Raw genomic sequence first — 13,043 nt, forward strand, 5'->3', positions numbered from 1 at the left:
ATCGGGGCCGTTCATCCTTCGAGGCTCGGCTTGCCATGCTTCGCATCGCAAGGCTCGCACCTCAGGATGACGGGGCCAACGGCGCCTCCATTGCGAGTGGAGCGAAGCAATCCATACTGTGGCCGCGGAAAGACTCTGGGTTGCTTCGCTGCGCTCGCAATGACGATATTGAGAGAGCGCGCCCTTACGAGAAGAACGCGATCTTCTCGGCCTGGGTCATGCGGCGGATCGGCGCGAGCGGGTCGTTGGCGGGCGCGCGGGGTTTTTGCAGGATGCCGCTGGCGAGGATGGTGGCGCCAAGCGAGGACTCGGACAAGGACGCCGACAAGGGCGAGGGCATCGGCAGCGGCGCGGTCGGCGCGGCTGCGAATGAGGCCGTGGCCGCCATGGCCGGGGCCGGTTGCTCCATCACTTCGGCGGCGGCTTCCGCGATGGCATTGGTGAGGCGCGCCAGCGATTCCATCGCGATCGGCGCTTCTTCCGCGTGCGCCTCCACGATCGGCGCGGCGGCGGGCTCCGGCGCGACCGGCTCAGGAAGCACGGCAGCAACGGGCGCTACGACCTCCGCGGCCACCGGCTCGGGAATGACCGCTGCCATCTCGACCGGCTCGATGATCTCGTCGAATTCCGGATCGGGCGCGGCCATCTCCAGCGCGATGGCCGCGAGCACGGCTTCGTCCTCGGCTTCCGCGGCGGCGTCGAGTGAAAACTCGTCGGTGACTTCCGCGAACGCGACGGGCTCTTCGAAAGCTGCGCCTTCCGGCGCGGCATCTTCGAGCGCGATCGGGCTTTCGGCTGCAATCTCCAGCTCGACGGCGGCATCCATTGCCTGCTCGGCAATTGCGAACGCTTCAGCGTCGCCGGCCGTCTCAGCGGCGGCTTCGGGCTCGGCAGCCACCGTGATGTCCTGCGACGGCTCCGCAAAAGCCACGGCGGTTTCGCCCGCCATCGCGGCGGGCGCGGCCGCGAGAGGCGAAGCTTCTGCGACGGACGGCGGTGCTTCCTGCACCGGAGCTGCCGAGGAACGCACTGCCGTCGCCTGCGGCGTTGCGTCGCCGTCGGCATCGAACTGCTCGACCCGATCCCTGAGCAGATCGAATGCGGCCTTGAGCTCGACGCGGGGGTCGATGGTCGAAACCTGTCCGCAGGCGGCCTCGATCGAGGCGAGCTGCGAATCAATGAGGTCGCAGATTCGCCCGTCGGCGCCGATCTCGCGCCAGCGCCAGGAGATCTCCTTGATGATGCGCACGCCGCGCGGGATCGGGGCAAGGCTCGCCTCGATCGCCGCGGGGTCGAACGCCGCGATCGCGATCGTCTCGGCTTCCCGGATGGCGCGGCGGATCTCGACCAGCGCCTCGGGCAGGCGGTCCTCGACGACGGGTTGTCGCTGTGCCGCAAGGGTTTCTTCGATTTTGGCGACCGCATCGAGCACCATGCTCGTGTCGGCATTGCGGTTGCGCTTGGCATATTCGCCGAGGAACCAGCGGCCGCGCGCGGTCTCCATGAAGGCTTCGCGGATCGCGTCGTAATCCTGCTCGTTCGGCTCGGCCGCGCGGGCAGACATGGGCGAGAGGGCGAATGCTTCGTTGGCCATGACAATCTCGTCGCGCAAATCACCGCGCGTTACTGTAACGATCACCACGATATCGACCGAATCGCAATTGGTTTGATGGCAGGCGAATCACAAATCCCCACGCAAGCCGCCGTGAAGCGGCGATTCGCCGTGAGCCTTGCCCTGTTCTACTCGGCCTTCTTCGCGGTCCTGGGCACGCATATGCCCTTCTTCCCGGTTTGGCTTAAGGCAATCGGTATCGACGCGGCCTGGATCGGCCTCATCAACGCGCTGCCGGCGATCACGCGCTTCACCACGCTGCCGCAGGTCGCGGCCTTCGCCGAAAAGCGACATGCCATTCGCGCCGGCATCATGGTGTCGGTGCTGGCGACCGCGATCGGATTTGCGGCCGTCGGCCTGCAGCAGCAGCCGCTGGCGCTGTTCCTGATCTACGCGCTGACCTGCATGATGTGGACGCCGACGATGCCGCTGACCGACGCCTATGCGCTGCGCGGTGTCGCCCGTTACGGACTCGATTACGGACCCTTGCGGTTGTGGGGCTCGGCGGCGTTCGCCGCCGGCTCGCTCGCCTGCGGCTATCTCGTCGACAGCATCGCGGCGCGCGACCTGATCTGGGTGATCGTCGCGTGGGCCGTCGTTGCGGTTCTCGCCAGCCTGCGGCTTCAGCCGCTCGACGATCTCGGGCGGAGGACGACGGAGACGCATGCCGGCAAGGCGCTGCTGCACGATGCCGGCTTCTGGGCCGTGATCGCCTCGGCGGCGCTGATTCAGAGCAGCCATATCGCCTTCTACACGTTCTCGGCCATCACCTGGCAGCTCCATGGTCACGGCGGGCTGACGATCGCGGGGCTGTGGACGCTGGGTGTGATCGCCGAGATCGTCGTGTTCGCGCTGTCGCCGCGCTTCTCGCTGCATCCGTCCTCGCTGATGGCGATCGGGGGGCTGAGCGCCGTGGTGCGCTGGATCGTCACCGCCAGCGAGCCGTCGCTGGCGCTGCTCGCGATCGTGCAGCTCGGCCACGGCCTCTCCTTCGGCATGACCATGGTCGGCACCATGAATTTGCTGGTGCAGCGCGTGCCCTCGCATCAGATCGCGCGGGGGCAGGGCTACTACGCCGCATGCAACGGGCTGCTGGGCGCGACGACCTCGATCGCGTCAGGCGCGATCTACGCCCGCATCGGCGAGGGCCTTTATTACGTAATGGCGGCGATGGCCGCGGCCGGCGCGCTCGTGATCTGGTCGGCGCGGCACCGGCTCAAGGCTCATCCCCACAGCGAGGACTCCGGCGGATAGACCAGGCTGTCGTCATAGCGCAGGCCGTGATCGCGGTCGCGCGCCAGCAGCAGCGGGCCGTCGAGATCGACGAAGCGCGCCTGCGGCGTCACCAGCATCGCGGGGGCCATCGACAGCGAGGTTGCGACCATGCAGCCGATCATGATCTCGAAGCCGAGCGACTGCGCCGCATCCGCCATCGCAAGCGCCTCGGTGAGGCCGCCGGTCTTGTCGAGCTTGATGTTCACGGCGTCGTAGCGCTCGCGCAGGGGAGCGAGGAAGCTGCGGTCGTGCACGCTCTCGTCGGCGCAGACCACGAGCGGCCGCTTGATCCGCGCCAGCGCGTCGTCCTTTCCGGCCGGCAGCGGCTGCTCGACCAGGGTGACGCCGACGGCGTCGCAGGCGGCGAGATTGTGCTCCAGATTGGCCTCGGTCCAGGACTCGTTGGCATCCACGATCAGCTCGGATTCGGGGGCCGCCTTGCGCACCGCTGCGATGCGGGCGTCGTCGCCGTTGCCGCCGAGCTTGATCTTGAGCAGCGGCCGGTGCGCCGCTTTCGCTGTCGCCGCGGCCATGGCTTCAGGAGTGCCCAGCGAGATCGTGTAGGCGGTGGTACGCTCGCCCGGGATCGGGCGGTCCAGCAGGCTCCAGGCCCGCAGGCCCGCCGCCTTGGCCTCGAGGTCGATCAGGGCGCAATCCAGCGCGTTGCGGGCGGCGCCCGGCGGCATGGCGGCTTGCAGCGCCTGCCGGGTGATACCGCCTGCCACGGCCGCCTGCATGGCCTGGACGGCGGCCAGGGTTGCCTCGGGGGTCTCGCCATAGCGGGGATAGGGCACGCATTCGCCGCGGCCGGTGAGGCCGTTCTGGCTCACTTCGGCCACAACGGTCACGGCCTCGGTCTTGGCGCCCCGGCTGATGGTGAAACTGCCGGCGATGGGAAAGCGCTCGATTCGCGCCCGAAGTGCCGGAACTTTGCTGGAAGTCATTTTGAACTCTGGCGAAATCTGAACCTGCTAGTTACCTCTAGCAACTAACATTAACCAGTTGGGGATACCTTCTCCGGGTAAGGGCGCGTGCGCAACTATCTGATTTCCTCCGCCCCGGCACGGGAGCGGACATCTTGAGCAGCGATCCGAAGCTGGAACGGATTGCGAAGGGCAATGCGCTGGCACTCTGCGCCACCGGAACCTGGACCGCGAGCTTCGCGCCGGTCCTGGAGCGGATGGTGGCGGATGCCGAGAAGTTGGCCGGCAGCCCCCAGAGCATCTTCATCGACGTCTCCGAGGTCGCCAAGCTCGACACGTTCGGTGCGTGGCTGATCGAGCGGCTGCGCCGCAGCCTGACCCAGGGCACCGTCGAGGCGCAGATCGCGGGTCTCTCGGCCAATTATTCGAGCCTCGTCGACGAGGTCCGGCGGGTGAGGGCGACGCCGGTGGTCGACGCCGGCACGATCACCATCACCGGCATGCTGGAGCAGATCGGTCGGGCCGTGGCCGGTGTCGCCGGAACGGTTGCGGGCCTGATCGACATGCTCGGCGCGGTGCTCGCGGCGGGCGGCCGCGTGCTGATCCATCCGCGCTCGTTCCGCCTGACCTCGACCGTCCACCACATGGAGCAGGTCTGCTGGCGCGCGGTGCCGATCATCGTGCTGATCACCTTCCTGATCGGCTGCATCATCGCCCAGCAGGGCATCTTCCATTTCCGCAGGTTCGGCGCCGACATCTTCGTCGTCGACATGCTCGGCGTGCTGGTGCTGCGCGAGATCGGCGTGCTCCTAGTCGCCATCATGGTCGCGGGCCGCTCGGGCAGCGCCTACACCGCCGAGCTCGGCTCGATGAAGATGCGCGAGGAGATCGACGCGCTGCGCACCATGGGCTTCGACCCGATCGAGGTGCTGGTGCTGCCGCGCATGCTGGCCCTGGTGCTGGCGCTGCCGATCCTGGCCTTCCTCGGCGCCATGGCCGCGCTCTATGGCGGCGGACTCGTCGCCTGGCTCTATGGCGGCGTCGATCCCGAAGCCTTCCTGCTTCGCTTGCGCGACGCCATCTCGATCGACCATTTCATCGTCGGCATCGTCAAGGCGCCGGTCATGGCCGCCGTGATCGGCATCGTCGCCTGCGTCGAGGGGCTCGCCGTGCAAGGCAGCGCGGAATCGCTGGGACAGCACACCACCGCGTCGGTGGTGAAGGGCATCTTCTTCGTCATCGTCATGGACGGCGTGTTCGCCATCTTCTTCGCCTCGATCGGGATGTGACGATGGCCCAGGAAACTCAAAACGGGATCCAAAATCCCATCATCCGCGTCCGCGACATCACCGTGCAGTTCGGCGCGACGCGCGTGCTCGACGGCCTCAACCTCGACGTCAAGCGCGGTGAGATCCTCGGCTTCGTCGGCCCATCGGGCGCGGGCAAGTCGGTGCTGACGCGCACCATCATCGGCCTCGTGCCGAAGGTGGCAGGCTCCATCGAGGTATTCGGCGTCGACCTCGATTCCTCCAACACCTCGCAGCGCCGCAACGTCGAGCGGCGCTGGGGCGTGCTGTTCCAGCAGGGCGCGCTGTTCTCCTCGCTGACCGTGCGGCAGAACATCCAGTTCCCGATGCGCGAATATCTGCGCGTCTCGCAGCGGCTGATGGACGAGATCACCATGGCCAAGCTGACCATGGTCGGCCTCAAGCCCGAAGTCGCCGAGCGCTTCCCGTCGGAGCTCTCGGGCGGCATGATCAAGCGTGTGGCACTCGCACGCGCGCTTTCGCTCGATCCGGACCTCGTTTTCCTCGACGAGCCGACCTCGGGCCTCGACCCGATCGGCGCCGGCGACTTCGACGAGCTGGTGAGGACGCTCCAGCGCACTTTGGGCCTGACCGTTTTCATGGTAACGCACGACCTCGACAGCCTTTACACCGCTTGCGACCGCATCGCCGTTTTAGGGAACGGTAAGATCATTGCGGCAGGGTCGATCGCCGACATGCAGGCCTCGCAGCATCCCTGGCTGAGGCAATATTTCCATGGCAAGCGCGCCCGCGCGGTCATGGGCTGAGTGGTAGCCGGAGTACCTGATGGAAACGCGGGCGAATTACGTACTGATCGGATCGTTCACGCTGGCAGTGATTGCCGCGGCGATCGGCTTCGTGCTGTGGTTCCAGTCGCTGCACACCACCAAGCAGCGCAGTCCCCTGCGCGTGGTGTTCGAAGGCCCGGCGGCGGGCCTGCGCAACGGCGGCAGTGTCAATTTCAACGGTATCCGGGTGGGTGAAGTGGTCTCGGTGAAGCTCGACAACCCGCGGCGGGTTGTCGCACTCGCCATGGTCGAGAACAACGCGCCGATCCGCAAGGACACCCTGGTCGGCCTCGAATTCCAGGGCCTGACGGGCGTCGCCGCAATCTCGCTCAAGGGCGGCGAGGAGGCAGCGCCGCCGCCGCCGCTCGACGAGGACGGCATCCCGTCGCTGACCGCCGATCCCAACAAGCTCCAGGACGTCACCGAAGCGATCCGCGGCACGCTCCAGAACATCAACAAGATCGTCGCCGACAATCAGGAATCGGTGAAGAACTCGCTGAAGAACCTCGAGACATTCACCAACTCGCTCGCGCGCAACTCCGAGAAGATCGACGGCGTGATGGCCAAGGTCGACGGCGTGATGCTCAAGGCCGACAACCTCATGCTCGGCCTCAACACGCTCGCCGGCGGCAAGGACGGCGGCGAGCTGTTCCAGGCGGTGAAGTCGATCCGCGAACTCGCCGACGATTTCGACAAGCGCTCCGGATTGCTGATCTCGGACGGCCGCCGCACCCTCGGCGACATCAGCCGCGCCGTGAACAATTTCGACCGCAACCCGACCCGCGTGCTGTTCGGCGCCAGCAACAGCGCGCCGGCAGCCGCCCCGCCGCCAGCCGAGCCGCCGAAGCCGGCGGCGAGCGAGCGCAAGCGGCAGTAGCGGTCCCTCCGTCCATCATTCGTCTCACGCGCGACACGCATCGGCGTCGCGCGATGACCGCGGCGTGCGCGCCGCTCAGGACGGCGAGAGTCCGGTAACGATACGAAAGTATGGGGGTCTGGCCGAGCCAAGGTAGGGGGCGGGGCCAGCGGCGATGTCAGCTATATCGCGCTCAAGTCGCGCGCCAAGGACGCGCGTCGTTTCACTCACAGGGGAGGAGAGCGCGTGGTACGCCTATTGCTGTTGTTGCCGTTCATCGGTCTGATGATCGTGCCGTTCTACAATATCCGGGAGCCCCAGCTGCTCGGCTTCCCGTTCTTCTACTGGTACCAGCTCGCCTGGGTGCCGCTGACCTCGCTGCTCACCTACATCGTCTACAGGAGCGTGCGTCGTGCTGACTAATGTCGATAGCGCGGCGTTCGCCGTTTTCCTCGCACTGTTCGTCCTCGTCACCGGCATGGGCTTCGTCGCAGCGCGCTGGCGCAAGCCGGAGACGCTCGCCCATCTCGACGAGTGGGGCCTCGGCGGCCGCAAGTTCGGGACCTGGATCACCTGGTTCCTGGTCGGCGGCGACTTCTACACCGCCTACACGGTGATCGCCGTTCCGGCTCTGGTCTATGCGGTCGGCGCCTACGGCTTTTTCGCGCTTCCCTACACCATCATCGTCTATCCCTTCGTATTCGCGGTGATGCCGGTGTTGTGGAAGGTCGCCAAGGAGCGCGGCTACGTCACCGCAGGCGACGTGGTTCGCGGTGCTTACGGCTCGCGCGGGCTCGAGCTCGCCGTTGCGGCGACGGGCGTGCTTGCGACGATGCCTTACATCGCACTCCAGCTCATCGGCATGGAGGTGGCGATCAAGGCGCTGGGGCTGAGCGGCGAGGTGCCGCTCGTCCTCGCCTTCCTGGTGCTGGCGCTCTACACCTATTCGTCGGGCCTGCGCGCGCCGGCGCTGATCGCCTTCGTCAAGGACATCATGATCTACATCGTGGTGATCGCCGCGATCGCGATCGTGCCGTCGAAGCTCGGCGGCTACGGCGCGATCTTCACCGCGGCGGATGCGGCATTCGCCGCCAAGGGCTCGGGCGGCATCCTGCTGTCACCGGCACAGGTCGTGCCCTACGCCTCGCTGGCGCTCGGCTCGGCGCTCGCCGCCTTCATGTACCCGCACACGCTGACCGGCATCTTTGCCTCGTCCGGCGGCAACACCATTCGCAAGAATGCGATGCTGCTTCCGGCCTATACGCTGCTGCTCGGCCTGCTTGCGCTGCTGGGTTACATGGGACATGCGGCGGGACTGAAGCTCGCGAGCAACAACGACGTCGTGCCCGCGCTGTTCAAGACGCTGTTTCCGAGCTGGTTCGCGGGCTTTGCCTTCGCCGCCATCGCCATCGGCGCGCTGGTGCCGGCGGCCGTGATGAGCATCGGCGCGGCCAACCTGTTCACCCGCAACTTCTGGAAGGTGTGGATCGATCCGAAGGTGACGCCGTCGGGCGAGGCGAAGGTTGCCAAGATCACTTCCATGCTGGTGAAGGTCGGCGCGCTGCTCGCCATCCTCTTGATGCCGACGCAGTTCGCGCTCGACCTGCAGCTGCTCGGAGGCCTCTGGATCCTGCAGACGCTGCCGGCGCTGGTGTTCGGCCTCTATCTGAACTGGTTCTCAAGCACCGCGCTCCTGGCCGGCTGGGCCGTCGGCCTCGCAGGCGGATCGTGGCTGGCCTGGTCGGACGGGTTGAAGCCGCTGCACGGCATTGACCTCGGGGCTGGCCCGGTTGCGATCTACACCGGTCTGTTGGCGCTCGCCCTCAACATCGTGGTTGCCGTCGTGGTCAACTTGGTGCTCAAGCGCATGCCGCAGGAGCGGCTGTCCCGCGAGGCAGCCTGAGGTTGGCCTCACCGGCGGCCGGAGATCTCCGGCCGCCAATCCCTCCGGCATGAATAGCCTTCCATGCGATTGAAAACACTCTAGTATCCGCCCCGGCGCTCCGGCCGCTCGTCGGGGGCGGATCGGATGGTCTCGGGTGAGGATGTCTTGCAGGCGTGGTTCGTTCTTGCGGTCGCTGCCGGCTATGTGACCACGCTGTTCCTGGTGGCCTGGTGGGGCGATCGGCGGAGCGCAGGTGGGCCGCTGGTCTCGCCAAATTCCTGGGCGGCCGCGATCAGCTATTGCCTGACGCTTGCGGTCTACAACACCTCCTGGAGCTTCTACGGATCGGTCGGGCGTGCCGCCACCAGCGGACTGGACTTCGCCACGATCTACATCGGCCCGACCCTGGTGCTGTTGTTCGGCCAGACGCTCCTGTCCAAGGTCATCGCGATCGCGAAGGCGCAGAACGTCACCTCCGTTTCGGACTTCATCGCCGCGCGCTACGGCAAGAGCCAGGTGCTCGCGGCCTTCGTGACGCTCGCATCGCTGCTTGGCGTGCTTCCCTATATCGCGCTTCAGCTCAAGGCCGTCGGCAAGAGCTTCGATTATCTGATCCTCCAGCCGGAGCGGGCGGGCGGCGAGGCGCTGCGGTTCTGGCAGGACTCCGCATTCGGCGTCGCCGCCTCGATGGCGCTGTTCGCGATCGTGTTCGGCGTCCGGCATGTCCACGCCAGCGAGCATCATCGCGGGCTGATGCTCGCGATCGCGTTCGAGAGCGTCGTCAAGCTGATCGCGTTCCTGATTGTCGCGCTGTTCGTGCTGTTCGGGCTGTCCGGCGGGCCGGGCGCCCTGCTGTCGCAGTTTCAATCGGATCCGCAACTGACGGGAATCCTGAGCTTCGACCCGATGCAGCCGGTCTGGCCTTCGACGATCATCATCTCGGCTATCGCCTTCCTGTGCCTGCCGCAGGCATTTCACGTGGCCGTGGTCGAGAACGAGGCGCCGGCGCATACGCGCACCGCGGCGTGGCTCTACCCGGCCTATCTTGCGCTGTTCAGCCTGCTGATCCTGCCGATCGCTGCGGCGGGGCTCGCCAGGTTCGGCGCCATGATGGACCCCGACACCTACGTCATCTCGCTGCCGATCGCGGCGGACGCGAGCACCGTCAGCCTGATCGCCTTCCTGGGCGGTCTGTCGGCCGCCACCGGCATGGTGATCATGACATCCGTCGCGCTCAGCACCATGCTCTGCAACGATGTCATCATGCCGCTGCTGCTGCGCTCGCGGTTCTTCGGCCTGCGTGCGCAGAGCCGGCCGATGACCTCCGTGCTGGTGGCGGTGCGCCGGCTCTCGATCCTCGGCATCCTGCTGCTCGCCTATCTGACGCACCGCCTGGTCAACCAGGCCTATCCGTTGACCGTGATCGGTCTGTTGTCGTTCGTCGCCGTCGCACAGTTCGGACCGGCATTCGTCGGTGGCTTGTACTGGCCGCGCGCCAACAAGGTCGGCGCGTCGGTCGGGATCGCGGCCGGATTCTGCATCTGGGCCTATACGTTGCTGCTTCCCTCGGCCGCGCCGCTCTGGCCCGCGGTCGGGGAGATCGTTCGCCTGGGCCCATGGCAGCTCGCCTGGCTCAAGCCAAACGCGCTGTTCGGTATCGACGGGCTCGATCCGATCTCGCATGCGACGCTGTGGAGCCTTGCGGCCAACCTCGTCTGTTTTCTGGCATTCTCGACGCTCGGACGGCAGTCGACCGTCGAGCGCAACCAGGCCGCCGCATTCGCCGACGGCGTCGTCCGCGAGATGGTCCCGAAGCTGTCGTCGCGCGTGGTGGTTCGCCTCGACGATCTCCGCGCGCTGACGCTGCGTTTTGTCGGCGTGGAGCGGGGCTCGGCGGCTTTCGACGGCTATCTCGCCTCCCGCACGACCGGTACCGGGCCGCGTCTCGACCCATCGGGTCTCGTCGATCTCGACTCGATCCGATTCACGGAGAACCTTCTCGCCGGCGCAATCGGCGCGGCGTCGGCGCGCGTGGTGATCGCAGCTTCGCTGGAAGGGCACTCGCTGTCGCGGCGGGAGGCGATGGCGATGCTGGACGAGGCCTCCGAGGCGTTGCGCTTCAACCGCACGCTTTTGCAGAGCACGCTCGAAAGCGTACCGCAGGGCATCTGCGCGTTCGATGCCGATTTCAACATCACGGCCTGGAACGGCCGCTTCATCGCGCTGTTGGACCTGCCTCCGGACTTCGTGCGTGTCGGCCTCCCGCTGGCGGACCTGATCGCCTTCAACGTCGAGCGCGGCGAATATGCCGCATCCGAATTCGCCGCACTCCTGGTCAATCGTGACGTCGCCACGCAGAGCTGGCCCTATCGGTACGAGCGCAAGCGGCCGGATGGCACCGTGCTCGAGATCGTCTACGATCGCATCGCGGAGGGCGGCTACGTCTCGACCTATACCGACGTAACCGAGCGTCACCGCGCGGCGGAAGCCCTGCGGCGGGCCAATGAGGATCTCGAGCTGCGTGTCCGTGAGCGGACCGAGGCGCTCGAGCGGGCCAAGGCGGAGGCCGAGCAGGCCAATCTCGGCAAGACCCGCTTCCTGGCGGCGGCCAGCCACGATCTGCTGCAACCGCTGAACGCGGCGCGGTTGTTCCTGTCCGCGCTCGACGAGAGTCTGCACATCTCCGCATCATCGGGCGGAGTCGACAAGGAGCGCAACCTGGCGAGCAGCGCGATCACGGCGCTACGCTCGACCGAACATGTGCTCGACAGGCTGCTCGACATCTCCTCCTATGATGCCGGCGCCGTTCGTGCCGAGCCGTTCGAATTCCCGATCGCGGATCTGCTCGTGCAGCTGAAGGTGGAGTTCTCGGCGATGGCGCGGGAGCGCGGGCTTGTCCTGCGCGTCGTCGATTGCGGGCTCGCGGTGCGCAGCGACCCGCATCTGTTGCGGCGGATCCTCCAGAACCTGCTGTCGAACGCGCTGCGCTATACGCCCAAGGGCCGTATCCTGCTCGGCTGCCGGCGGCGCGGCGGCGACCTGCGGATCGAAGTGTGGGACACCGGCGTCGGGATCGCGGCGGAGGATCAGAAGCGGATCTTCGAGGAGTTTCAGCGTCTCGCGCCCGGACCGGAGAAGGGCCTGGGCCTCGGCCTTGCGATCGTGGATCGTGTCTCCCGGCTGCTGGGCCACGCCGTCGACGTCCGATCGCGGCCGGGACGCGGTTCCGGCTTTGCCGTCACGGTGCCGCTGGCACGCGGCGCGGGGACATCGCTTCAGCGCAAGCCGGCAAGCCCGGCGCCCGCGGCCGCCGAGCGCGCGATGACGATCCTGTGCCTCGACAATGATGTGACCATTCTCGATGGCCTGACGGCACTGCTCGGCGGATGGGGGCACCATGTGCTGGTCGCTGCGGACGCTGACGGAGCGATGCTCGCTGCCGCGGCCAGTCCGCCGGATATCGTGCTGCTCGATTATCACCTCGATGGCGGCCGCAGCGGCTTGGACTTTCTCGATGATCTCAGGCAGAAGTCGGGTCGCGACGTCCGCGCGCTGGTCGTCACCGCCGATCGCAGCGAGGCGGTGCGCAAGGAGGCGGGGGCACGCGGCTGCGCGATCCTGTCGAAGCCGGTCAAACCGGCGGCGCTGCGGCGCTTCCTCGGCGGCGAAGCCCTGAGCCGGCAGTTCGGTGCGAAACAGAGGACGTCCTCGGCGTGACCATGCGCATCCTCATCGGTGACGATCACCCGCTGGTACAGGCCGCTTTGCGCAGCGCGCTTTCGACCGTGCTGCCCGATCTCGACATCGTCGCCTGCCAGTCGCTCGACGAGGCGCTGAGCGTGCTGTCATCCCAGTCCGACGAGATCGACCTGATCCTGTGGGACCTGACGATGCCCGGCATTCAGGGATTTGCCGCGCTGTTCATCTTGTCGGCGCAGTTCCCGACGGTGCCGGTCGCGATCATCTCGGCGCGGCAGGATGCCGCCACGATCCGCCGCGCCATTGCCTATGGCGCGTCCGGCTATATCCCGAAATCGCTCAGCCTGCCGGAGATGGCCGACGCGATCACAAAAATCCTCGCCGGTGAAATCTGGATGCCGCCCAATGTCGGGGGACGGGGCTCGATCCAGAGCGCCGATGTCGAGCTGGCCGCGCGCATGGCCACGCTGTCGGCGCAGCAGCTCCGCATTCTCGCGATGATCGTCGAGGGCAAGCTCAACAAGCAGATCGCGGGCGAGCTCGACATTGCCGAGCAGACGGTGAAGGGCCATGTCTCGACCATCCTGCGCAAGCTCGGCGTCGGCTCACGCACGCAGGCCGCCGTCCTGGCCGAGCGGCTGTCGTTCGGTCAGCCCGGCGGCAATTGAGCCCAGGACATCCAAACGAAAACGGAGGCC

At 66.9% G+C, this 13,043-nt stretch carries 10 protein-coding genes; 8 read left to right on the forward strand and 2 right to left on the reverse strand.

Going from position 1 to position 13,043, the window contains the following annotated elements:
• Window positions 1-184: 184 nt before the first annotated feature.
• A complete protein-coding gene (locus tag ACFLEY_RS14520; protein ID WP_060912615.1) occupies window positions 185-1,594 on the reverse strand; it encodes a hypothetical protein in 1,410 nt (469 codons plus the stop codon).
• 75 nt (window positions 1,595-1,669) lie between these two features.
• On the opposite strand from ACFLEY_RS14520, the gene ACFLEY_RS14525 reads away from it, so the two are divergent.
• The gene (locus tag ACFLEY_RS14525; protein WP_060908227.1) at window positions 1,670-2,866 is read left to right on the forward strand and encodes a major facilitator superfamily domain-containing protein 6; all 1,197 of its coding nucleotides are present in this window, start codon (window positions 1,670-1,672) and stop codon (window positions 2,864-2,866) included.
• Here ACFLEY_RS14525 and dgcA read toward each other — a convergent pair.
• The gene (gene dgcA / locus ACFLEY_RS14530; protein WP_211433846.1) at window positions 2,836-3,831 is read right to left on the reverse strand and encodes an N-acetyl-D-Glu racemase DgcA; all 996 of its coding nucleotides are present in this window, start codon (window positions 3,829-3,831) and stop codon (window positions 2,836-2,838) included. The genes ACFLEY_RS14525 and dgcA overlap by 31 nt on opposite strands.
• A gap of 134 nt (window positions 3,832-3,965) precedes the next feature.
• Between dgcA and ACFLEY_RS14535 the strand changes: the two genes are divergently transcribed.
• From ACFLEY_RS14535 to ACFLEY_RS14565, 7 genes are all read left to right on the forward strand, one after another.
• Complete coding sequence (locus ACFLEY_RS14535) at window positions 3,966-5,099, forward strand: ABC transporter permease (protein WP_060908225.1); 1,134 nt, start codon at window positions 3,966-3,968, stop codon at window positions 5,097-5,099.
• Between the two features lie 2 nt (window positions 5,100-5,101).
• Complete coding sequence (locus tag ACFLEY_RS14540; protein ID WP_028173242.1) at window positions 5,102-5,884, forward strand: ABC transporter ATP-binding protein; 783 nt, start codon at window positions 5,102-5,104, stop codon at window positions 5,882-5,884.
• 19 nt (window positions 5,885-5,903) lie between these two features.
• Entirely contained in the window at window positions 5,904-6,782 is an 879-nt protein-coding gene (locus ACFLEY_RS14545) for an MlaD family protein (protein WP_011088633.1), read from the forward strand.
• Between the two features lie 225 nt (window positions 6,783-7,007).
• The gene (locus ACFLEY_RS14550; RefSeq protein WP_082755272.1) at window positions 7,008-7,184 is read left to right on the forward strand and encodes a DUF3311 domain-containing protein; all 177 of its coding nucleotides are present in this window, start codon (window positions 7,008-7,010) and stop codon (window positions 7,182-7,184) included.
• Window positions 7,174-8,664 (forward strand): monocarboxylate uptake permease MctP, encoded by a 1,491-nt coding sequence (gene mctP, locus ACFLEY_RS14555; RefSeq protein ID WP_028173244.1) that lies wholly within the window; start codon window positions 7,174-7,176, stop codon window positions 8,662-8,664. Before ACFLEY_RS14550 ends, mctP begins: the two co-directional genes overlap by 11 nt.
• Window positions 8,665-8,790: 126 nt before the next feature.
• The gene (locus ACFLEY_RS14560; protein ID WP_396604672.1) at window positions 8,791-12,363 is read left to right on the forward strand and encodes a NahK/ErcS family hybrid sensor histidine kinase/response regulator; all 3,573 of its coding nucleotides are present in this window, start codon (window positions 8,791-8,793) and stop codon (window positions 12,361-12,363) included.
• A complete protein-coding gene (locus ACFLEY_RS14565; RefSeq protein ID WP_011088629.1) occupies window positions 12,360-13,013 on the forward strand; it encodes a response regulator transcription factor in 654 nt (217 codons plus the stop codon). Before ACFLEY_RS14560 ends, ACFLEY_RS14565 begins: the two co-directional genes overlap by 4 nt.
• Window positions 13,014-13,043: the final 30 nt, after the last annotated feature.

Source organism: Bradyrhizobium sp. YCK136 (assembly GCF_044570075.1).
In the GTDB taxonomy this organism is placed as follows: Bacteria; Pseudomonadota; Alphaproteobacteria; order Rhizobiales; family Xanthobacteraceae; genus Bradyrhizobium; species Bradyrhizobium diazoefficiens.